The organism is Wenzhouxiangella indolica (assembly GCF_042310355.1).
Lineage (GTDB): Bacteria > Pseudomonadota > Gammaproteobacteria > Xanthomonadales > Wenzhouxiangellaceae > Wenzhouxiangella.
Window position 1 is genome coordinate 71,549 of record NZ_JBHJMR010000003.1, and the last position, 22,205, is coordinate 93,753.

18 protein-coding genes are annotated in these 22,205 nt (G+C 64.1%); 13 read left to right on the forward strand and 5 right to left on the reverse strand.

The genetic code is table 11. The features are described 5' to 3' along the window. Positions 1-13: 13 nt before the first annotated feature. Positions 14-427, reverse strand: coding sequence for a hypothetical protein (locus ACDC67_RS05415; RefSeq protein ID WP_376691282.1), 414 nt, complete (start codon positions 425-427; stop codon positions 14-16). After that, positions 420-902, reverse strand: coding sequence for a YiiD C-terminal domain-containing protein (locus ACDC67_RS05420; protein ID WP_376691283.1), 483 nt, complete (start codon positions 900-902; stop codon positions 420-422). Before ACDC67_RS05420 ends, ACDC67_RS05415 begins: the two co-directional genes overlap by 8 nt. A gap of 118 nt (positions 903-1,020) precedes the next feature. Between ACDC67_RS05420 and ACDC67_RS05425 the strand changes: the two genes are divergently transcribed. From ACDC67_RS05425 to ACDC67_RS05435, 3 genes are all read left to right on the forward strand, one after another. Further along, positions 1,021-2,328 (forward strand): MFS transporter, encoded by a 1,308-nt coding sequence (locus ACDC67_RS05425; RefSeq protein WP_376691285.1) that lies wholly within the window; start codon positions 1,021-1,023, stop codon positions 2,326-2,328. Continuing rightward, on the forward strand, positions 2,325-4,349 hold the full coding sequence (locus ACDC67_RS05430; RefSeq protein WP_376691286.1) for a TonB-dependent receptor: 2,025 nt from the start codon (positions 2,325-2,327) through the stop codon (positions 4,347-4,349). The genes ACDC67_RS05425 and ACDC67_RS05430 overlap by 4 nt, the downstream gene beginning before the upstream one ends. A 274-nt stretch (positions 4,350-4,623) precedes the next feature. Then, positions 4,624-5,520: a diguanylate cyclase gene (locus ACDC67_RS05435; RefSeq protein WP_376691288.1), complete on the forward strand. Its 897-nt coding sequence runs from the start codon at positions 4,624-4,626 to the stop codon at positions 5,518-5,520. A 1-nt stretch (position 5,521) separates the two neighbouring features. Here the strand turns inward: ACDC67_RS05435 and ACDC67_RS05440 are convergent, their stop codons facing one another. Together ACDC67_RS05440 and ACDC67_RS05445 are read right to left on the reverse strand one after the other, a co-directional pair. Then, positions 5,522-7,546: a M3 family metallopeptidase gene (locus ACDC67_RS05440; RefSeq protein WP_376691290.1), complete on the reverse strand. Its 2,025-nt coding sequence runs from the start codon at positions 7,544-7,546 to the stop codon at positions 5,522-5,524. 18 nt (positions 7,547-7,564) lie between these two features. Beyond that, positions 7,565-8,809 (reverse strand): aminotransferase class I/II-fold pyridoxal phosphate-dependent enzyme, encoded by a 1,245-nt coding sequence (locus tag ACDC67_RS05445; protein ID WP_376691291.1) that lies wholly within the window; start codon positions 8,807-8,809, stop codon positions 7,565-7,567. Positions 8,810-8,952: 143 nt separating this feature from the next. Between ACDC67_RS05445 and ACDC67_RS05450 the strand changes: the two genes are divergently transcribed. The 9 genes from ACDC67_RS05450 to ACDC67_RS05490 all read left to right on the forward strand — a co-directional run bounded on the left by ACDC67_RS05450 (position 8,953) and on the right by ACDC67_RS05490 (position 20,126). Then, the gene (locus tag ACDC67_RS05450) at positions 8,953-9,276 is read left to right on the forward strand and encodes a type II toxin-antitoxin system PrlF family antitoxin (protein ID WP_376691292.1); all 324 of its coding nucleotides are present in this window, start codon (positions 8,953-8,955) and stop codon (positions 9,274-9,276) included. Continuing rightward, on the forward strand, positions 9,273-9,761 hold the full coding sequence (locus ACDC67_RS05455) for a type II toxin-antitoxin system YhaV family toxin (protein WP_376691293.1): 489 nt from the start codon (positions 9,273-9,275) through the stop codon (positions 9,759-9,761). Before ACDC67_RS05450 ends, ACDC67_RS05455 begins: the two co-directional genes overlap by 4 nt. A gap of 218 nt (positions 9,762-9,979) precedes the next feature. After that, on the forward strand, positions 9,980-12,706 hold the full coding sequence (locus ACDC67_RS05460) for a restriction endonuclease subunit R (RefSeq protein WP_376691294.1): 2,727 nt from the start codon (positions 9,980-9,982) through the stop codon (positions 12,704-12,706). 41 nt (positions 12,707-12,747) lie between these two features. After that, the gene (locus ACDC67_RS05465) at positions 12,748-14,562 is read left to right on the forward strand and encodes a DNA methyltransferase (RefSeq protein WP_376691296.1); all 1,815 of its coding nucleotides are present in this window, start codon (positions 12,748-12,750) and stop codon (positions 14,560-14,562) included. Beyond that, entirely contained in the window at positions 14,562-14,951 is a 390-nt protein-coding gene (locus ACDC67_RS05470; RefSeq protein WP_376691297.1) for a hypothetical protein, read from the forward strand. Before ACDC67_RS05465 ends, ACDC67_RS05470 begins: the two co-directional genes overlap by 1 nt. Positions 14,952-15,034: 83 nt before the next feature. Further along, positions 15,035-17,896, forward strand: coding sequence for a M14 family zinc carboxypeptidase (locus ACDC67_RS05475; protein ID WP_376691299.1), 2,862 nt, complete (start codon positions 15,035-15,037; stop codon positions 17,894-17,896). 121 nt (positions 17,897-18,017) lie between these two features. Further along, positions 18,018-18,908 carry a 4-hydroxy-tetrahydrodipicolinate synthase gene (dapA, locus tag ACDC67_RS05480; protein WP_376691301.1) on the forward strand — a complete coding sequence of 297 codons (891 nt, stop codon included), beginning with the start codon at positions 18,018-18,020 and terminating at the stop codon, positions 18,906-18,908. A gap of 103 nt (positions 18,909-19,011) precedes the next feature. Then, complete coding sequence (locus ACDC67_RS05485; protein WP_376691302.1) at positions 19,012-19,572, forward strand: cytochrome b; 561 nt, start codon at positions 19,012-19,014, stop codon at positions 19,570-19,572. Then, complete coding sequence (locus ACDC67_RS05490; RefSeq protein ID WP_376691303.1) at positions 19,557-20,126, forward strand: YceI family protein; 570 nt, start codon at positions 19,557-19,559, stop codon at positions 20,124-20,126. Before ACDC67_RS05485 ends, ACDC67_RS05490 begins: the two co-directional genes overlap by 16 nt. A 136-nt stretch (positions 20,127-20,262) precedes the next feature. Here the strand turns inward: ACDC67_RS05490 and ACDC67_RS05495 are convergent, their stop codons facing one another. Beyond that, positions 20,263-21,291 (reverse strand): NAD(P)/FAD-dependent oxidoreductase, encoded by a 1,029-nt coding sequence (locus ACDC67_RS05495; protein ID WP_376691304.1) that lies wholly within the window; start codon positions 21,289-21,291, stop codon positions 20,263-20,265. Positions 21,292-21,435: 144 nt separating this feature from the next. On the opposite strand from ACDC67_RS05495, the gene ung reads away from it, so the two are divergent. Then, on the forward strand, positions 21,436-22,122 hold the full coding sequence (gene ung, locus ACDC67_RS05500) for a uracil-DNA glycosylase (RefSeq protein ID WP_376691305.1): 687 nt from the start codon (positions 21,436-21,438) through the stop codon (positions 22,120-22,122). Positions 22,123-22,205 lie beyond the last annotated feature (83 nt).

The window sequence follows — 22,205 nt, forward strand, 5'->3', positions numbered from 1 at the left end:
AACAGTGTCCCCGTCAGGTCCGGCGGCGCGGATCGGGGAGCCCCGAATGGAGCAGCCACCGTTCGCGCTGTTCGTCATAGCGCCACACCTCGCGATGTTCGATGACCCGTTCGCGTGCCGTGTGGACATGATACATGCGAATCCGGACCTGCCGCTCGACGGCCATTCCGTCCGGGTCGCTGGTGACCTGCTGTACCCGGTACTCGGTAACCCGAAACTGGCGCAGGCGCTCCAGGTCGAGGTCGCGGATCGGGTTGTCGGCAAGCCAGTCGGGGTGGATGTGGTTGGCCAGCGCGCCATATTCGCTCCAGCGCAGCAGCGACTGCCACTGGTCCATGGTCTGCTGGCGTTCCCGCTGCCCCTGGTTGCCCCCGGCGCACGCCGCCAGCAACAGGGCCGCCATGAGCAGCAGCAATGACTTACGCATCGGTCCGTGGCTTCCTGTCCCGCATGAGCGCAGCATACTTCGCCGAGAGCGTCGCCGCCACCTCTCCATCGAGGCGCAGCTGCGGCTCGAGCACCAGGCTGGCGCGGCCGCGCTCGTCGAGTCGGTCGAGGAAGCCGCGGACGGCCTGTTCGTCGGGCCAGGGGCAGAACGCCTGGAAAGCCCGGTTGACGGGCGCGAGGAAGCGGATGTCGCAGCGCCCGATGACCAGGTCGGCGTCGATGCCGGCGCGCAGCAGGATCAGGCGCGGCAGCGACCAGCCGGCCAGGATCATGGCGCTGGCCAGCGCACCACCGAAGGCGGTGCCCTTGTCGTTGATGCTCGGCGCCAGCGGCAGGGTCAATTCCACGCCCTCGCTGTCGAGGCGGCTGACGGACAACGCCATCGCCCCGCCCAGGGGAATATCCGTCGTCAGGGTGCTTTCCAGCCAGGCGGCTTCGTCGATATCGGAGTTCATGCGATCATTCTATCTTCCACGATGGCGGATGGCATGTGGTCCAGAGCCCGTAAACCGGAGCCCGTAAACCGTAAACCGGAAACCGGAAACCGGAAACCGGAAACCGTAAAATACCCCCATGCCGCCCGCCGCTCGCGAACCCGCCGCGCTTCCGTACGTCGCCCGCAAACTGATGCCGCGCGAGGTGCGGACCAACGCGGCCATGGCCGTGGCGCTGGGTGCGCTCGAGGGCGGGCTGGTCGGCATCGTGGTCAAGACCCAGTTCGCGGCGGTTGCAAGCCCGGCCTGGGTCAACCTGGCCGTCGCCCTGGTCGCCGGAGCGCCGGCGTTCGCCAACATCGTCAGCCTGTGGATTTCCGGTTTGGCCGAGGGGCGCAACAAGCCGGCCTGGGTCGCGAGCCTGATGGCCACGACCAGCGTCTTTCTCGTGCTGATGGCCCTGGCGCCGACCAGCCCGGTCGGGCTGGTCATGATCACGCTGACGATGATCGCCGCCCGCCTGGCCTGGGCCGGCGTGATCACCCTGCGCGCGGCCATCTGGCGGGCCAATTTTCCGCGCCAGGTGCGGGCCCGGATCACGGGCTGGATCACCATCATCTATTCGCTGATCATCTCGGCGACAGCCGCCGTTACCGGCCTGCTGATGAACTGGTGGCCGGAAGTCTGGCGTGTGACCTTTCCGCTCGCCGGTTTGACCGGTCTGTTCGCGGCCTGGCGCTACCTGGCCACGCGCGTGCGCCAGGGCCGGCGGATACAGAGCGAGGAGCTCAACCAGCGTCGGGTTCGCCGCGGCGGCCAGCTTCGGGCCGCCGTCGATATCCTCAAGAAGGATCGCTGGTACCGGCGCTACATGCTCACCATGTTCGCCTTCGGCAGCGGCAACCTGATGGTGATCGCACTGCTGGTGGTGCTGCTCAACGAGCAGTTCGGTTTCGGGCGCTTCGAACAGGTGCTCATCACCACGGCCCTGCCGCTGGTGACCCTGTCGATCTTCACGCCGATCTGGGCAAAGCGGCTCGATGCCGCGCATATTCTCGACTACCGCGCCCGCCAGGCCTGGATGTTCGTGTTCGCACTGCTGCTGTTCGTGACGGCGACCGTGTTCGGCCTCGAGCCGCTGTTCTGGGTCGGCGCGCTCGCCCTGGGCGCTGCGTTTGCCGGCGGCAAGCTGGGCTGGAACCTGGGGCACAACGACTTCGCCAGTGATGATCAATCGACGCTCTACATGGGCATCCATGTCACCCTGACCGGCATTCGTGGCCTGCTCGCGCCCCTGGTGGGCGTGAGCGTCTACCAGCTGCTCGAAGCCGTGGGGACCGGTCTCGGCCGCTTCGTGCTCCTGTTCCCCTTCACGCTGACCCTGGGCGGAGCCGTTACCTTCGTTCTGCTGGCGCGCTGGCGCCGAAAGGAGATTGAAGCTTCATGATGATCGAGTTCCTCGTTGCGGCCGCCCTGGCAGCCGAGGGCGAGCAATTGCCGAAGCTGGAAGTTCGCGGCCGCGACATCGCGCCGGAGGCAGCGCAGGCGACCGGATCGCTGGGCGAGGCCGAGATCGAGCTCGTGCGCCCCACGCATCCTTCCGAGCTGTTCTCGCGCCTGCCCGGTACCTGGGTCACGCGCGGCAGCGGTCAGGAACATCTCACCGCCGTTCGCTCACCGATCCTGTCGGGCGCCGGTGGCTGCGGTGCACTACTGATCCTCGAGGCGGGCGTGCCGATCCGGCCGCCGGGTTTCTGCAACGTCAACAATCTTTTCGAGGTCAATCTCGCGCAGGCCGAGGCGGTCAGCGTGCTGCGCGGTCCCGGCGGTATCGGCCATGCCTCCGGCGGATTGCACGGCGTGATCGATATCACGCCCAGATCGCCCTTGATCGACCCGGTAAACGGCGTGCGACTCGAGGCGGGCAGCAACGACTACTACCGGGTCTCCGGCGAGTTGACCGGCGAAGTGGGCGCCGGTGCGATCGGCGTCGATTTCGCGGTTACGGACGCGGGCAGCTTCCGGGTCGACGAGGGCTACGAACACCAGCTCGCTACGTTCCAGCACGCCGTTCCGGTGGCAGGCGGGCAGTGGCGGACGATCATCAGCGCCGCCCGCCTCGATCAGGACACGGCCGGTTACATCCTGGGTGAGCGGGCTTACGCCGACCCCGGTCTGCGGCGCGCTAACCTCAACCCCGAAGCGTATCGACAGGCCAGCGCGGTGCGCGTGATCTCGCGGCGCGAGTGGCTCGACGGAGACGGGACGGAGCACCGTCTCAGCGGCTTCGCCCGTCGCTCGCGCATGAACTTTCTGCAGCATTTCCTGCCGGGCCAGCCGCTGGAGCGAAACGGCCAGGTTTCGGCCGGCCTGCAATACGATCGCAGCAGCCCGGACGACGCCTGGGACTGGGGGGTTGACGCCGAGTTGTTCCGTGGCGATCTGTCCCAGATCCAGGACGGTCCGGCGCAGGGGCCGCCGCCGGTGGCGGGGATTCGCCCGGCCGGACGGCACTACGATTACGTGGTCGACGGCCAGCGCCTGGGCGGCTACCTCGCCCGGCGATTTGCGTTCGACGGCGGCTGGACGCTGCGCGCCGGCATCCACGCCGACTGGGTGCGCTACGACTACGACAATCGCATGTCCGTCGGTAATCTCACCGAGGACGGCGAGCCCTGCGATCCCGGCGGCTGCCTCTACAATCGCCCGGCCGACCGCAGCGATGATTTTCTCGAGGCCGCGCCCGAACTCACGCTCAGCCGTTCGGTCGGTGCCAGCCAGGTCTGGGCGCGCCTGGCCAGCGGATTCCGGGCGCCGCAGGCGACCGAACTGTACCGCCTGCAGCGCGGCCAGGACGTTGCCGACCTCGAGTCCGAGCGGCTCGATGCCCTCGAGCTCGGGATCCGCGGCAGCGGCGCGCTGGACTGGGAGGTGGTCGCCTTCTACCAGTACAAGCGTGACTACATCTTTCGCGATGGCGAGGGCTTCAACGTCAGCGACGGCAAGTCGGGGCATCGCGGCATCGAGCTATCGCTGCGCTATCCGATTACCGAAACGCTCGTGGCGGCCGCGCGCGGCAGCTACGCGGTTCACTGGTACCGTTTCGACCGCGATCTCGGCGGCGAGCGCATCCTGTCCGGCCGGACCGTCCCGGCGGCCCCCCGCCGCCTGGCCAGTGCCGACCTGACCTGGCGTCCGAACTCCCGGTTCGAGGGACAGCTGGCGCTCGAGCACACCGGCGAGTACTGGCTCGATGCAGCCAATACCCGTCGCTACGGTGGCCACACCCTGCTGCACCTGTCCAGCGAATATGCGCTGAACGAGAACTGGCGAGCCGGGCTGCGCGTTCGCAACCTGCTCGACCGCCGCTACGCCGAGCGCGCGGATTTCGCCTTCGGCAACTATCGTTACTTTCCCGGTGCCGGCCGCAGTTTCTTCGTGTCGCTGGACTGGACGCCGGGGGACTGACTCGCTGCAAGTTACAGAATGGGCGGCGAGGTCTGGAGTTGGTCGGTGACCGAGGCAGCCTGGAACGGGGTGCTGACGCCGCTTTCGATGCTCCGGACATCTTCGAGGCCGCTCCACTTGGCCGTGGGACGAGGTCCACACCGGCAGGAACAGCAGCGTAAAAGCACTCCGGCCCGAATGGGTATGCATAATGGCAACACGGGTCGACGATGTCGGCAGGTTCGGTTGTCGTCGATCCCCGCACTTCAGGACGCAGGACACCGAGACACGGAACTTGAGCAAGGATACCGACAGACAGCCGCCGACCGACGGGGAGACCGTGTTGCTCGGCACCACGCGCGCCGGGGACGAGCGCCACGAGGCCTGCCTGGTGATCATCCGTGGTGCGCGCCTGGGCTCGCGCATCGTTCCGGGTGAGGATCCGCTGGTGATCGGACGATCCGTCGATGCCGATTTCCAGATTTCGGATCGCAGCATCTCGCGTCGACACTGTCGCATCTTTCGCGAGAACGGGCGCTACTGGGTCGAGGACCTGGGTTCGACCAATCACACCTGGCTCAACGACAAGCAGATCGATCGCGCCGTCTTGCGCGACGGGGATCACTTGCGCATCAGCCAGTCGGTGCTGAAGTTCGTCGACGAGGGCAACATCGAGGCCGGCTACCATTCCGAACTGCACGAGAGCACTATTCGGGACACGCTCACCGGGCTGTACAACCGGCGCCACGCCATGGCCGTGCTCGAGAAGGAAGCCTCGCGGGCACAGCGAGATGCGGACTATCGGCTCGCGCTGGTGATTCTGGACCTGGATTTCTTCAAGGAAATCAACGACGACTACGGGCACCTGGCCGGCGACGGTGTGCTGCGGCAGCTCAGCGCAATCGCGCGAGAGCGCGTGCGCGGCAGCGACACGCTGGCGCGCATCGGCGGCGAGGAGTTCGCGCTGATTCTGCCCGATGCCGAAGCGGAGGAGGCCCGTCGGCTGGCCGACGCGATCCGTGCCACGGTCGAAGAGGCCGGATTCCGCATCGACGACGAGGAACACATCATCACGCTCTCTGCCGGGGTGGCGACCTGGCAGGCCGGCATGCAGAGCATCAGCGAGCTGCTCCAGGCGGCCGATCGCCAGCTCTACGAGGCCAAATCCTCGGGCCGCAACCGCGTGTGCTGAATCACGCGGCGATGCCGTAGGCGGCCAGCAGCGACTCCAGCGCCGGATCGCGCCCGCGGAAGGCTTCCCAGGACGTCTGCATGGGGCGGCTGGAACCGACCTGCAGGATTTCGCGCGCCAGCCGGTGCCCGGTCTCGGCGTCGAACAAGCCGTTCTTCCGGAACAACTCGAAGGCGTCGCGGGCCAGCTGTTCGGCCCACAGGTAGCTGTAGTAGCCGGCCGCGTAGCCGCCGTCGAACAGGTGGCTGAAGCTCATCAGGAAACGGTTGTACTCCGGCATCGGCAGGACCGCGACGCGGTCGTGGACTTCGCGCATCAGTGCAATCGGATCGTCGCCCGGTCGGGTGTGCAGCGCCAGGTCGGTCAGGGCGAACTCGATCTGTCGCACCAGCGCCATGGCGCCCTGGAACTGCTGGTCGGCCCTGAGCCCGTCGATCAGTTTCTGCGGCAGGGGTTCGCCGGTTTCCACGTGTCGCGCGTAGCGTTCGAGCGATTCGCCTTCCCAGGCCCAGCCTTCCATCAGCTGGCTGGGCAGCTCCACCGCGTCCCACTCCACCCCGCTGATGCCGGCCACGCCGGGCAGGTCGATGCGCGTGAGCAGGTGGTGCAGGCAGTGCCCGAATTCGTGAAAGATCGTTACCACGTCGTCGTGCGTGAGCAGGCTGGGCCGCCCCTTCGCCGGTGGCGCGAAGTTGCAGGTCAGGTAGGCGATCGGTAGTTGCTCGACACCGCCGACGCGCATGCGCGCCCGGCACACGTCCATCCAGGCGCCGCCGGACTTGCGCGGCCGGCTGTAGAGGTCGAGGTAGAGGCCGGCGAGCCGCTGGCCGTCTTCGCCGAAGACGTTGAAGAAGTGCACGTCCTCATGCCAGGTATCGACCGTCTCGTCGGCTTCGAAGCGCAGCCCGAACAGTTCGCCGGCGGTGGTGAACAGGCCGTCGAAGACGCGCTCGAGCTCGAACCAGGGCTTGAGCATCGATTCGTTGATGCCGAGTGCGTCCTCGCGCAGTTTCTCGCTGTAGTAGGCGATGTCCCAGGGCGCGAGCGGTGTATCGGCACCGTGCCTGGCGGCGAACGCGGTCAGTTCCTCGAGTTGCCTCGCCGCCTGCGGCCGGGCGCGTTCGGCCAGGTCGTCGAGAAAGGATTCGACCTCGTCGGCCGAGTCGGCCATGCGCGTGGAAAGCCGCATCGCGGCATGGTGTTCGAAGCCGAGCAGTTTCGCCTGTTCATCGCGCAGTGCCAGCATCTCGCGCATGACCGGGCCGTTGTCGAACTCGCCTCCCTGGGGACCGGTTTCCGAGGCGCGGGTGGCGAAGGCGCGGTGGAAGCGCTCGCGCAGCTTGCGATCGTCGGCATAAGTAATGATGGCGCGGAAGGCCGGGAAGCTGAGGTTCGCCATCCAGCCTTCCTTGCCGGCATCGCGTGCCATCCCGGCGAGCAGCTCCCGTTCGGCCTCGGGCAGGCCGGCGAGTTGCTCGACGTCGTCGAAGGTTTCGCTGTAGGCCTCCGTGGCATCGAGCACGTGGTTGCCGAAACGGTTGCCCAGCTCCGAAAGGCGCAGGCTGATCTCGCCGAAGCGTTCACGTTCGGCCCGGGGCAGGTCGACGCCGGCCAGGTGGAAATCGCGCAGTTCATGCTCGACGGTCGCCCGCAGGGCGTCATCCTGCCCGGCGAAATCCTCGCGGCCGGCCAGGGCCTTGTAGGCGGCCCACAACTTCCGGTTGTGCCCGCGCTCGGTGTCAAAGCGCGTCATCGGCGCCAGGCAGGCCTCGTAGGCTTCTCGCCACTCGGGCGTGTTGACGACCGAGTGCAGATGCGAAACGGTCGAGAAGGTGTTGGCCAGGGCGTTGTCCGCGAGGGTCTCCGCCTCGACCACGCTGGCGTAGTCGACGGCATCGCCGAGCGCTTCGATCTGTTCGATCACGGCTCGGTACTCATCCAGGCGCTGCTCAACGGCGGGCAGCGCGTGCTCGGGTCGAATCTCGGAAAAGGCCGGCAGTCCGCCGGCCAGAAGGGGGTTGTCCATGGTGTCCTTTATCTCGTGCTACCTGACGGCCCGGATGCGCTGCGGCTCGTCGGCCAGTTCCTCGAGCAGGTTCTCGATGCGTTGGAAGGCCTCGGTGAGCTGCTCGGCCTCGGGCAGGAGCGTGATCCGGAAGTGATTGCGTTCGGGAATGTTGAAGCTCGAGCCGGGCACGATGAGGATGTGCTTGTGCTCGAGCAGTTCGGCGGCGAAGCGATGATCGTCGAAGTCGCCGAAGACCTCGGGGCGCACCGAGGGGAAAGCGTACATGGCGCCCATCGGTTTGACCAGTTCGAGGAAGCGGCTCTTGTCGCAGGCTTCGATCACGGCCTGGCGCGACTCGAACAGCCGGCCGTCGCGGCCGACCAGGTCGGCGATGGACTGGTAACCGCCGAGCGCGGTCTGCACCGCCCACTGGCCGGGCACATTGGCCGAGAGCCTGAGCGCGGCCAGCTTTTCGACCGCCAGCATGTAATCCTCGGCACGCTCCAGCGCGCCGGTGAAGACCGCCCAGCCCACGCGCCAGCCGCAGGCCCGGTAGACCTTCGACAGGCCGCCGAAGGACACGCACAGGGTCTCGGGCGCCAGCGGCGCCATCGGCACGAAGCGCGCATCCTCGTAGCAGATGCTGTCGTAGATCTCGTCAGAGAAGATGATCAGGTCGTGGCGGGTGGCCAGCTCGGCCAGCGCCCGGAGCGTTTCCTCCGGGTAGACCGCGCCGGTCGGGTTGTTGGGGTTGATCACCACGATGGCGCGCGTCCTGGGCGTGATCTGCTCTTCGATGCGCGCCACGTCGGGCAGGAAGCCCTCCGATTCCCGGCACTGGTAGTGCACCGCCTTGCCGCCGTTGAGCACCACCGCGGCCGTCCACAGCGGGTAGTCGGGCGCGGGGACCAGCACCTCGTCGCCGGGTTCGAGCAGCGAACGCAGGGTCAGGTCGACCAGTTCGGACACGCCGTTGCCGATGACCACCTGGTCGTAGCGCGTTTCTGTCAGGCCACGCGCCTGGAACTGCATGGCGACCGCCTCGCGTGCCGGGAAGATGCCGGCTTGCGGACCGTAACCCTCGGAAAAGGGCAGGTTGCGGATGACCGCGCGGCGCATGGTCTCGGGGGTGCGAAAGCCGAAGGCGCCGGGGTTGCCGATGTTCAGGTGCAGGATGTCGTTGCCCTGCTGTTCGAGCTCGCGCGCGCGGCGAGCCAGCGCGCCGCGAATCTCGTAGCGCACCGCCTCGAGCCGGCCGGCGGTCTGGAATGACGGTTTCATGGCGTAATCATACCGTTTCGGCCCGCGACTGGCGGGCGAATTCAGACCGGTCGGCCCGCAAGCGATGCTGGCACCCCACAATGCACTTGCATTGGCAATGCATTTGCATTATTTTCGAGTCATCAAGTCAATCAGGCAATGTCATGAGCCGCACCATCGAAGCCGAATCCCGTTTGACCGATCGCTACCAGACCACCGTGCCTGCCGATGTGCGCAAGGCGCTTGCGCTGGAGAAGCGCGATCGCCTGCATTACCAGGTTCGGCCCAACGGCGAGGTCGTGCTGACTCGCTCCAGGGACAATGATGACCCGGCGCTTGGTGCCTTCCTGGACTTTCTGGCCGATGACATGACCCGCCACCCGGAGCGGCTGCGTGGAATGGACCCGAACCTGGTCCGGCGCATCGATGGCCTGGTCGAGGGAGTCGAAATCGATCTGGATTCACCGCTTTCGAATGAGGACGAATGAGTCGGCGCGATTCGGCGCCGCTGGTCGTCAATGGCTGGATCCTCTACGCACCCCCGTTATTCCTGAGCCAGCTCGAGGCGCTGACTGAAAAAGCCGAAGCCTTGCGCGCCAGGGACCCCGCGGGCTACAAGCGAAAGAACGTCACCAAGCGGCTCGCAGCGATCCGCAAGCTGGCCTTCGAGGTCATCCCTGCCGACCCGGCGCGGCCCGAGTATCGACAGGGAAAAACGCTTGGCAAGGACTACAAGCACTGGTTCCGGGCGAAATTTCTCCAGCAGTATCGGCTTTTCTTTCGTTTCCACTCCTCGAGCAGGCTCATCGTCTATGCCTGGGTCAACGACGAGAGTTCGCTCCGCGCCTATGACAGTGCCGAAGACGCCTACCGCGTGTTCCGCCAGATGCTCGACGGCGGCAACCCGCCGGATGACTGGGATAGCCTGCTGAAAGCTGCGCAATTCATGCGCAGCGATCGGGCGGCGCTCTGACCAGGAGGCTGTCCCACAACGTAAATGATCGCTGGAATATCTGCTAGATGGCCGTGCTAGATTTGGGGTCTCAATCTGAGGGGCCCGGGGCGTGGTCCCGGCGCGGAAAGCATGCGCCGGTCATAAATCGCATTGAATCCACGGCTATCATTCTCGGGTTTCGAGATTAGTTATTGCAAGGGTGGCCGCAGTGGTCACTATTTGGGAGCCGACTACCAATGCCGGAGAAAGCCATCGAACATCTGCACCAACGACTCGCCGAACGGATCGTGCAGTGGCGAAAGGCGGGATACCCGTCGGAATCCTGGCCGACCATCGCAGAGATTCTGCGTTACGCCTGGGTTGATGGGCCCGAGCCGCAACTGCGATATCTGCGCCAGGCACAGCTCGTCGCTCTCGAAACTTACTGGTATCTCAGGGTGGTGCTGGATACCCCCAGCATTCCGCAGCTTTACGAGCAGCTCTATAACAGTCGCAATGATCGTCTGGCGGCCATGGGCATATCTCCCGAAGTATTCGCGGATGTAGATTTCGACTTTGAGGCCTTGCAGGACCGAATCGCCACCGATAACGCCTTCGTACGCACCCACAAGCTCGAAAGCCTGCGCGAGACTCTGTCGCTGGACTACCCCAGCTACATCCTCGCGCTGGCCATGGGGGCTGGCAAGACCATACTGATTGGCACCATCGTGGCAACCGAATTTGCCATGGCCGAAGAGTATCCCGAGGGGCCATTTGTCCAAAATGCGCTGGTTTTCGCACCCGGCAAGACCATTATCGAATCACTGCGCGAGATTGCCGACATTCCCTTCGATCGGATCCTTCCCGAGCGCATGTACAAGCCCTTCGCCGCCGCCCTGAAGCTGACTTTTACGCGCGACGGCGACAAAGAGCTCTCCGGCGTGGTCTGGGGTAGCCGCTACAACGTCGTAGTCACCAATACCGAGAAGATCCGTATTCAGAAATCGAACCGCCGCAAGGCGGCAGACAGCCAGCTAGCCCTGCCGATCGAGACCGAAGATCACGACGCGGAAATTGCCAATCTTCGACTTCAGGCGATTGCCTCGCTGCCTAACCTGGCAATCTTTTCCGACGAAGCCCATCACACCTACGGTCAGAAGCTGCTCGGAAAGTGGGTTAAGGATCCCGATACCGGCGAGCGCGAATTCAAGGCGGATGGCATCAAAAAAGTTCGAAGGACGGTCGACTACCTGGCCCGGGAGACCAGCCTGAAGGTGGTCGTCAACACAACCGGCACACCCTATTTCGAGCGCCAGCCGCTGCGCGACGTGGTTGTATGGTACGGCCTGGGAGAGGGTATCCGAGACGGCATCCTGAAGGAAGTCGCAAATAATATTCAGGTTTTTGACCTGGACGGCGACGACATTGATGATCTGCTAACCCGCATCGTTCATGACTTTGTCGATCACTACTGGTCCGTTCGTGCCGACGACGGTTCGCCGGCGCGCATCGCGCTGTATTTTCCCCAGACCGATGTAATGGACAAGGCTCGCCCGGTCGTTGAATCGGCCCTGGCGCTGAAGGGTATCGACCCGACAGTAGTCCTTCCCGTCCACGCCAACGCATCGAAAGAGCAGCGTGACGCCTTCTTTCGAGTCGGCAACGACCCGGACTCGCCCTACCGGATCATGATGTTGGTCAACATGGGCACAGAGGGCTGGAATTGCCCCAGCCTGTTTGCTACCGCGCTGGTGCGCAAGCTCAAGACCAGCAACAACTTTGTGCTTCAGGCAGCCACGCGCTGTCTGCGCCAGGTGCCGGGGAACGAAAAGCCGGCGCGCATCTACCTCACCCAGGACAACCGAAAGGTTTTGGAGAAACAGCTTCAGGAGACCTACGGCACAACCATTCAGGAGCTGGGAGGCAACCAGGCCGAGCGTGTGCACAAGGAAATCACCCTGCGAAAGTGGCAGATGCCGCCGGTGTATATCAAAAAGCAGATCGCGCGATACCGGCGAAAGGAATCTGCTCAGGATGCCGCGCAGATCCTGGCGCTGGATCTGCCTGATTTGCCCTATCAGCCGGCAGCAACCATGCAGACCTGGACGATTGCGCAGCCGAAAGTCGGCGCTGCCCGCATGACTCGGGTCGATTCGAATGCCGATGAAGTTTCGGCCGAGCCGCCGCTGATCGACTGCTACACGGCCGCCAGCCAGTTGGCAGCCAACTACCACCTCAAGCCCGGCCGGGTACTGCAGGCGCTGCGTGCGGTTTACCGCGACGAAAACGGCGTGCCCGAGCACCACCTGGAAGCCCTGTCGCGACAGATCGAGAATCAGTGCAGCGACTACGAACAGGAGTGGGAGGAGCTCGACGTGGCGTTGGCGCTGGTTAAACCGGATGGTTTCGCTACACACCAAGTGCGGGGAAGGCCCGTCTACACCGCGCACATCAGTTTTGCCAAGGATCGGGCGCATCTTTACAAATTGCCCGAGAACCTGCCCGACGCCGAGCGAGCGCGGGAGCGCTCCTTTCACTACGAGGGCTACAATTTCGACTCCGCGCCAGAATCCGAGTATCTCGAGCGCGTGCTCGCGCTATTGGGCGAGAACGCGGACAACATCGCTGGTGTCTGGTTTACCGGTGGACTGACCGATCCGAACAAGACCGATCTGTTTGCCGAATACCGGGGCGAAGATGGCCGCTGGCATCGCTACACCCCCGACTTCGTCATCCAGCGAAAGGACGGCAAACACCTGGTGGTGGAGATCAAGAGTGACCGTTTCAAGGCCGATGTCAACCGTGATCTGGAGCGCCACGGCAATGGAAAGGCGGCGCAAACTGCCGAAGGACGCAAGGCGGTCGCCCTGAGAAAATGGCAGGATCTCAATCCAGGGGTGCTGCACTACGAGGTCATTTTTGCCGATGATGGCCTGGCGATTAATGCCCTGGACGAAACTCGGCGATTTGTCAGCGAGCAGTAGTAGCGTCACCGACGACAGAAAGAAAGTGGAGCCAACACGGTATGAGCAAGAAGCAGAATGAACTGAAGATCGGCAAAGCCAAGGGCCGGCCCATGCTGATGTGGGTGGGCAAGCAGCCGCTCGATCGTGTAACTGCCTGGCCAGCCCAGCACGTGGAGCGCTTTCAGGCCGAAGCGCCCGACGATGCCCTGGACGAGCTTGACTGGTCCGACTGGCCCGACAAGTACGAGCGCGGTGGCCTGTTGTTTCACGGCGACAACAAGGACGTGTTGGCCCATCTGCTGGCCAACGGCTTTCGGGGAAAGGTCAAGCTCATCTATATCGATCCGCCGTTCGACTCTGGGGCGGACTATGTGCGTAAGGTGCAGCTCCGTGGCAATTTCGATACATCGAAAATTGAAGGCGAAGAATACACGCTTGGCGAGCAGGTGCAGTACACCGATATCTGGGCCAATGACAACTACTTGCAGTTTATGTATGAGCGCATCCTTCTATTGAAGGAGCTTTTGTCAGAAGATGGATCAATAGTTCTTCATTGCGATGACGCTAAATCACATCATTTGCGGTGCTTGCTTGACGAAGTCTTCGGTGCTCAGAATTTTCGCAACGAAATCATTTGGGGCTATGCAGGTGGAGGGATTCCAAAAACTGAACTCCCTCATAAGCATGATAGTCTTTTCTGGTACTCAAAGTCAGATATTTGGACTTATAAGCCCGTTTTTAGACCCTATTCAGAAGGGACGGTGCAACGAGGGAGGACTCGAGTTAAGGGGGAAGGTGCGAAGCTTCGCGACGAGGGCACCCCTGTAAATGACTGGTGGGATGACGTCCAAAAAATCACCAGCCCCGATGACCCGGAGAAAGCCTATTATCCCACTCAGAAATCTGTTGCGCTGCTTGATCGGATTGCAGGGCTTTTGACTCGTCCGAGCGATCTGATTCTTGATTGCTTTATCGGATCTGGAACGACCGCCGTATCTGCACAAAATCTCGGTCGCCGTTGGATCGGTTGCGATATCAACAAGGGCGCCATCCATACGACGGCCAAACGCCTGCAGTCGTTGATGCGGCAGCAGGCCGAGGCCGCCGCCGACCCTCTACAGGCCAGTCTGGATGAGACCGATCAGGCCGCGCCTCGGCCGGCCCAGCTTTCGTTCACCACCTGGCGGGTCAATGATTACGATCTGCAGATTCAGCACAACGAGGCCGTGGCGCTGGCCTGCGAGCATATCGGCATTACCCGCTCGCGCACCGACGGCTTCTTTGACGGCCACCTGGGCAACCGGCTGGTCAAGATCATTCCCTTCAACCATCCGCTCTCGCCGCTGGACCTGGAGGACATCGACGCCGAGCTCAAGCGCCGGCCTGAGGAAGAACGCGACGTGACCGTGGTAGCCCTAGGCATGGAGTTGGCTGCTCGCCACTGGGTAGACCAGCACAACCGCAATCGGCCGGTCAATCGCTATCACATTATCGAGCTGCGCACTGATAGTAAGTACGGCGGATTTATCAAGCACGAGCCGCTTGAAGCCAGTATTTCGGTCTCACGCAAAGGTGACATGATAGAGGTCACGTTGGAGGACGTCTTCTCACCGACCATCGTCCAGCGCCTGAACATGGAGTCCGGCGTTTTCCGTGCCCGCATCGACGACTGGCGCGCCGTGGTCGACTGCATTCTGATCGATACGGATTACGACGGCGAAGTATTCAACGTTGCGCTGTCCGACATTCCCGAGAAAAAGACGGATCTGGTCGATGGGCGTTACGAGCTGCCGGCGCCCCAAAAAGGCAGTACGGTCGCAGTCAAGATCATCGACATGCTCGGCGAGGAGCTGATTGTGGCTTCCGAAGCATAATGGCGGCAGAAACCGTGTATGCCATTCATTGGCACCAGAAACAGCGCAATGCGCACCAGGCCGATGATTTGATCTGGGCCCCAGAGGGGTATCTTGAAGCCGTATTCAAGTTGCTCGATATTTCTGAGGATCACGGTGTGTTACCGGCTGAGCACGGCTGTCTCTCTGAAGATGATGTGGATCGCCTTCGAGAGATTGACGTCGGGCCCTTCGTTTTGCGTCTCTTGAGGTCCAACGAATGGTATCCCGCCGAGTTCGAGTACACGGATGATCCGGATGAAAGCGGTGAGCTACGATTTGTGCTGGTAAATGCGCTGGATCCCGATGTTGAAAAGCGACGCGTAAAGCTGGTCGAGCTTCGCTATAGTCACCAACCGATGATTTCCTGAGTCAGGTCAACCACCACATGCACTCCAAGCCCTTATTTTCACCGCTGATGGCCATTCTGGCGTTTGCTGGAACAACGTTGGCTGTGGCGCAGTCCCAAACGCCGTATCCTGAGCCCACGCCCTCGCCGCTGGCCGGGCTCGAGTATCCGCAGTCCCTGTTCCCCGAGTCTGCGGACCATGATCCGGCGATTCCGCTGCCCGCGTCGGTGCTCGGTTTTCCGGTGGGACAGCAGATTGCCACTTCGTCCCAGATTCTGGAGTATGCCTGCCTGGTCGCAGAGCGTTCGGATCGAGTCGAGCTGGTCGAATACGGGCAGACCTTCGAAGGCCGAACGCTGGTCTACCTGGTCGTTTCCTCGCCGGACAACATCGCTCGCATCGACGACATCCAGGCGGGCATGGCGGGCCTGGCCGATCCGCGCCAGTCATCATCGGACGAGCGCGACCGGCTGATCGATGAGTTGCCCGCGACCGGCTGGTTCGGTTATTCGATTCACGGCAACGAAAGCTCTGGCTCGGACGCCTCCCTGGCAGTCTTGTATCAGCTGGCCGCGGACCGCTCGGAAGAAACCGCGGCGCTGCTGGAAGACCTGGTCGTGATCGTCGATCCCAACATGAATCCCGACGGGCGCGAGCGCTTCGTCAACGGCGTGCAGCAGTCGCGCGGTGCGCAGCCCAATGTCGACGACCAGTCGCTGGTGCACACCGGCTACTGGCCCTACGGTCGGGGTAACCACTACCTGTTCGACCTCAACCGCGACTGGCTCTACGCGCGCCAGCCCGAAACCCGCGGGCGCATTCCGCACGTTATCGACTGGAAGCCGCTGCTGTTCGTCGATATTCACGAAATGGGCTCGCAGGACAGCTTCCTGTTCTCGCCCCCGCGTGAACCTTACAACCCGCACCTGCCGCACCAGGGCAGCGACATGGGCAATCGATTCGCCGACGATCAGGCCGCGGCCTTCGACCGGTTCGGCTATCCCTACTATTCCGGTGAGTGGAACGAGAACTGGTTTCCGGGCTACTCCGACGCCTGGGCGGCGCTGCGCGGGGCCCACGGCATACTCTACGAGCAGGCGCGCATCGCCGACGATGGCGTGCAGCGGGCCACGCACCTGCTCAGCTACCGGCAGTCGGTCCATCACCAGGTGCTGTCGACATTCGCCAACCTGCAGACCCTGCGCGCGCATCGCGGCGAAATGCTTGCCGCCTACGCCGAGGACAAGGCCGGCCTGGTTTCCGACCAGGCGCCCTACGGCCGTCGCAGTTTCGTCATCCTGCCCAGCGACAACCAGGGCCGCATGAACGATCTGCTCGAACTGCTCGCGATCCAGGGCATCGAGACGCACCGCCTGAGCGAAGACCTGCGCGTCTCGCGCGCCATCGACCGGCTCGGGCGGCAGCGGCGCAACGTGACCCTGCCGGCCGGCAGCCTCGTGATCCGAAACCGCCAGCCCGAAGCCCGGCTGGTGGCGGCGATGTTCGAGTTCGACCCGCAGATCAGCGAATCGGCACTGACGGCCGAGCGCAAGAACGTGCTCAAGAAGGGTCGCAGCACGATCTACGACACCACCGGCTGGAATATTCCGATGATGTTCGATCTCGAAGCCCTGAGCGTGCCCGAGCACCTGACCCGTTCGCTCGAGCCGATCGAGCCGCAGCGTGTCGTCGATGAAGCGCAAACGGCGCCGGAGGCCATCGCGCTGGTCGCCTCGGGCGACGACGATCGAACCCTCGCCCTGGCCGCCCGCCTGCTCGAGCGGGGGCTGAACGTGCGCGCCAACACGCGCGAGTCGGAACTGGACGGCCGGGCCCTGCCGGTCGGCTCCATCGCCATTACCCGCGACGACAACCGCGATCGGGACGACTGGCAGGAACAGGTGGCCGAAACGGCCTCGCAGCTCGGCCTGGCGGTCGAACCGGTCGGTCACGGTCGCGCGCCGGGCAAGAAGGCCGACCTCGGCGGCGGTTACTGGCAGGTTCTGGCGCAGCCGAAGATCGCGCTGATCGGCCGGGGCAGCACCAACATGCTCGATTTCGGCGCGGTCTGGTACCTGCTCGACCATCGCCTCGGCCTGCGCCACAGCCACCTGGACGAGTCGCGCGTCGGGCGTGCCGACCTGCGTCGCTACAACACCCTCTACCTGCCCGAGCGCTGGGGCGGGTCGCTGCCGGAAGGCCTTCGGGAAGCACTTGGAGAATGGGTGAAATCCGGCGGCACGCTGATCGCTTCGGGCAATTCGGCCGCGGCCCTGACCAGCGGCGACGAGCCGCTGGTTTCGGTGCGCACGCTTGCGCAGGTGGTGGGTGAGGATCTGAGCGAGTACCGGGACGAATTGCACCGTGAATGGCTGTCGGTCAACGATCCGCTGCCGGCCGATATCTGGGGGCATTCGGCCGATGCCGCGCCGGATTATCCCTGGGCGGATATCGAGGAGTCTTCCGCGGATGCCGAGGAGCGCAAGCGCCGCGAAGCCTGGCAGCAGCAGTTCATGCCCTCCGGCGCGCTGGTCGCCGCGCGGGTGGATACCGAGCATTGGCTCGCTTCCGGATCCGGCGACTTTCTCACGCTACTGTTTTCCGACTCGCCGGTGCTGATGAGCAAGCCGCCGGCCGAGGCGCCGCTTCGCCTGGGCGTCTATTCCGAGGCCGATGAACAGGCTCGCCGAGCGGGCCAGGCGCCCGCCCGCCTGGTGGGCTGGTCGCCCGTGCCGGAAGGTCGGGAACTGCGCGTGCGCGCCGGCGGCCTGCTGTGGCCGGAGGCGCGCGAGCGCATCGCCAACGGCGCCGGGGTCACGCGCGAGTCGGTCGGGAAAGGGCAGGTCATCCTGTTCGCGCATCCGCCGGCCTTCCGGGCGGCCCAGCTGGGCGCCATGCGCATCCTCGAGAACGCCCTGATCTACGGGCCCGGGCTGGGCGCGGATCAGCCGGTCGAGCTGCCTTGATCCACGGGCCGGTCGCTTTCGGGAAACTCCGGGCGCCGAATCTTGCCGAAGGAACACGGGTGGGCCGCCTGGCGTTAATCTGGGCGGCCCCATCAGGCCACAACAGCAACGGAGCGAAATCGTGCAGGTAAAAGGCGTCTACACCGCAATGGTCACGCCCTTCGACGAGTCGGGCGAAGTCAACTACGACGTGCTGGGCGAGCTGGTCGAAAAACAGATCGCCGCGGGTGTGTCCGGCCTTGTCCCGATGGGCACCACCGGTGAATCACCCACGATGTTCAACGCCGAGCACGACGGAGTCATCCGTCGCACGGTCGAGCAGGCCGCCGGCCGCGTGCAGGTCTGGGCCGGTACGGGCTCGAACAACACGCAGCAGGCGATCCGCACCACGCGCGAGGCGCAGGAAGCCGGCGCCGACGGCGTGCTCGTGGTCACGCCCTACTACAACAAGCCCTCCCAGGCCGGCCTGGAGCGCTATTTTCGCGAGATCGCCGAGTCGACCGACCTGCCCATCATCGTCTACAACATCAAGGGCCGGACCGCGGTCAACGTCGAGACCGAGACCCTGGCCGAGATCGCCAGGATTCCCAACGTCATCGCCGTCAAGGAAGCCTCCGGCGACATCGGCCAGATGACCGACGTCATCGACCGCATCTGTCACCGACACGACGATCCCTTCTGGGTGGTCTCCGGCGACGACGCGCTCACCCTGCCGCTGATGAGCGTTGGTGGCCACGGCGTCATCTCGGTGGTCTCCAACCTGGTGCCCGAGCGCATGGTCGCGCTGGTCAATGCTGCGGCCAAAGGCGACTTCGATACCGCCCGCCGCATTCACTTCGAGCTGCTGCCCCTGTTCAAGGCCAGCTTCATCGAGACCAACCCAGTGCCGATCAAGGCGGCGATGAACCTGTGCGGCCTCGACGTCGGCGGCGTGCGCAGTCCGCTGGCGCCCTTGCAAGAGGCCAATGCGAGGCGGCTCGCCACGACCCTCCAGGCGATGCAGCTCGTCTGAGCCCGGACCGGAGCCGCTTGCCCTCGGGCGCGGGCGGCTGACTGGTGACATGAACTTCATGGCAGCGCTATAGTCTTTCGGTGACGCTTGCAGGGAGTCGTACGTGAGTCTGCCGCTTCGCAACACCGAACGGGCCTACGGACTGGTCAGCCAGGGCTTTCACTGGCTGGTCGTGGCCCTGATCATCGTCCAGTACATCTGGGCCTGGCGGATCGACGAGGTCGACGGGCTGCGCGCGCGACTGGAGTTGATCACGCAGCACAAGACCGTCGGCATGACGATCCTGGCGATTGCCGTGCTCCGTCTGCTGTGGCGGTTTTTCAACCGGCCGCCGGCGCTGCCTTCGCATATGCCGCGCTGGGAACGATTCGCCGCGCATGCGGGTCACTGGATTTTGTACGGCCTGATCTTCGCCATCCCGCTGTCGGGCTGGGCGTACTCCTCGGCCGCCGGCTACGGCGACTACTGGTGGGGTCCGATCGACTTTCCCAGCATCGTGGCGAAGAGCGGGGAACTGGAAGACTTTTTCGAAGACATGCACGAGTGGTTGACCGATGCACTGGCGATCGTGGCCATCGGCCACGCGCTGGCCGCACTGCGGCACCACTTCTGGCTCAAGGACGACGTACTCAAGAGGATGTTGCCGATATGGCGAAAGGAATGAAGACCGCGGCGCTGACGCTGCTGATGTTGTTGCCGGGCCTTGCCCTGGCGGACTGTTTTCGCGCCGACCAGGACGACGGCGAGCTGAAGTTCGTCGGCGTGGCCGAAGGCAATCGCTTCACGGGGACCTTCGGCGAGTTCTCGGTGACCCTGTGCATGGACGAGCGCGATCTGACCACCGCCGGGATCGAGGTCGTCGTCAAGACGGCGTCGGCCGATACGGGTGACAGCCAGCGCGACAGCGAACTGCACGGCGAGAACTTCTTCCATGTCGAGGAGTTCCCCGAGGCGACCTGGAAAAGCGATGACGTGAGCGCCGACGGTGACGGCGTGGTCGCCGAGGGCGAGTTGAAGCTGCGCGGCGTCAGCGCCAGCCAGCCGGTGCGCCTGAATCTGTCGGACGAAGATGTGCCCGTGCTCTCCGGCAGTGCGGAAATCATGCGCCTCGACTGGAATGTCGGCACCGGTGACGAGGACTTTGAGGATACCGACTTCATCCGCAACCGCGTCGACCTCGAGTTCGAGCTGCAACTCCAGCCGTACTCCAAAGGATAGAGAGCCATCAGCAACACCAGGCTGAGACCTGTTTAGGTCATTGAGATTTCGGTCATTCGAATTTGTTTGGTACTTGGTGCTTCGAATTTGGAATTTTTTTGGTTCCAGCTAGGAGACGCTTCCCGGAAGCGTCATCTCACTCGTCAGCCACCCCCAATCGCTTGTGCATGATCGGCGAGGTGGTGGTGTACTGCACGAACTGGCGCGCGTCCGGGTAGACGTGCTTCTGTACGCCGAAGGCCGCCAGGGCGGCTTCGTGGAAGCCCGACAGGATGAATTTCTTCTTGCCGGGGTAGGTGTTGACATCGCCGATGGAGAACACGCCCTCGATCGATGTCTGGAATTTCTCGGTGTCGACCGGGATCTGCTTCTTCTCCAGGTCCAGGCCCCAGTCCGCGATTGGTCCGAGGTCCGGCGCCAGGCCCCAGAAAACCAGCACTTCGTCGCCCTCGACCGTGGTCTTGTTGCGCTCGAGATCCATCAGGTCGAAGCCGGTGAAGCGACCGTCCTCGCTGTGGACCTGGGTGATGATGCCCTGGCGCTCGCGCACCTTGCCCTCGGCGGCCAGCGCGCGCACCTTCTCCACCGAGGCGGCCGCGCCCCGGTATTCCTGTCGGCGGTGGATCAGCTCCACCGACTCGGCAATCTCGGCCAGGTCCATGGTCCAGTCCAGCGCCGAATCACCACCGCCGAGGATCAGCAGGCGCTTGCCGCGGAAGTGCTCGCGGTTGGTCACCTTGTAGTGGATCTGGTCGCTGCTGACCTCGTCGATGCCCTTGGCCTTGAGTTTCCGGGCCTGGAAGGCACCCAGCCCGGCGGCGATGATGACCGCGCCGGCGTCGAATTCCGTGCCGGCCGAGGTGACCACGGTGAAACGGCCGTCGTCGCGCTTTTCGAACTTCTCCACGCGCTGGCCCAGGTGGATCCCGGCGTTGAAGGGCTTGATCTGCTGCATCAGCTTGTCGATGAGTTCCTGCGCGCCGATTTCCGGGCAGGCAGGAATGTCGTAGATCGGCTTTTCCGGGTAGAGCTCGGCGCACTGGCCGCCCACCTGCGGCAGCGAGTCGACCAGCTCGGCCTTCAGGCCCAGCAGGCCGAGTTCGAAGACCTGGAACAGGCCGACCGGGCCTGCGCCGACGATGACCGCATCGGTCTGGATTGCCATGGGTGACTCCGGGTTGTGGTGCAGTGAATTCTGGGTTTGGTGGCCTATGATAACCGCCGAGGATGAGGTCTCAGGTTTAAGGTTGGCTGGTTGCGATATCCTGACGCCCTAGTCCCTAGTCCCTAGTCCCTAGTCCCAAACCCCATGCCCGACCAGCACCGCGACATCCAGCTCCACCCCGAATGGCTCGAAGCCATCGGCGCCGAGTTCGACCGCGACTACATGCAGCGCCTGCGCGCCTTCCTGCTGGAACGCAAGCGCGCCGGCGCCACCGTCTACCCGCCGGGGCCGCGGATCTTCAGCGCGCTCGACTCCACGCCCCTGTCGAAGGTCAAGGCGGTGATCCTGGGCCAGGACCCCTACCACGGGCCCGGGCAGGCGCACGGGCTGTGTTTTTCGGTGCAGCAGGGCGTGCGTCCGCCGCCCTCGCTGGTCAACATCTTCAAGGAAATCGAGTCCGACCTGGGCCTGCCCGTGCCGCGCCACGGCTGCCTGCAGGCCTGGGCCGACCGCGGCGTGCTGCTGCTCAACGCCGTGCTCACCGTCGAGCGGGGCAACGCCGGCGCCCACCAGGGCAAGGGCTGGGAGTCGTTCACCGACGCGGTCGTCCAGGCCGTCAACGAACGCCGCGAAAACGTCGTGTTCCTGCTCTGGGGCAGCCAGGCGCAGAAAAAGGGTGCCGGCATCGACCGCCAGCGCCATCTCGTGCTGAAAGCCCCGCATCCCTCGCCGCTGTCGGCTCACCGAGGATTTCTCGGTTGCCGGCATTTCTCGAAGGCAAATGCCTGGCTCGAGAGCCGTGCGGTGGCGCCGATCGATTGGAGTCTTTAGCAAGCTGAGCGTCTTTCAGGCTTCACGCAGGGCCGCAGAGGGAAGAGCGGCTTGGGATCGCGTAGGTCGCGGTCGATTCTGGT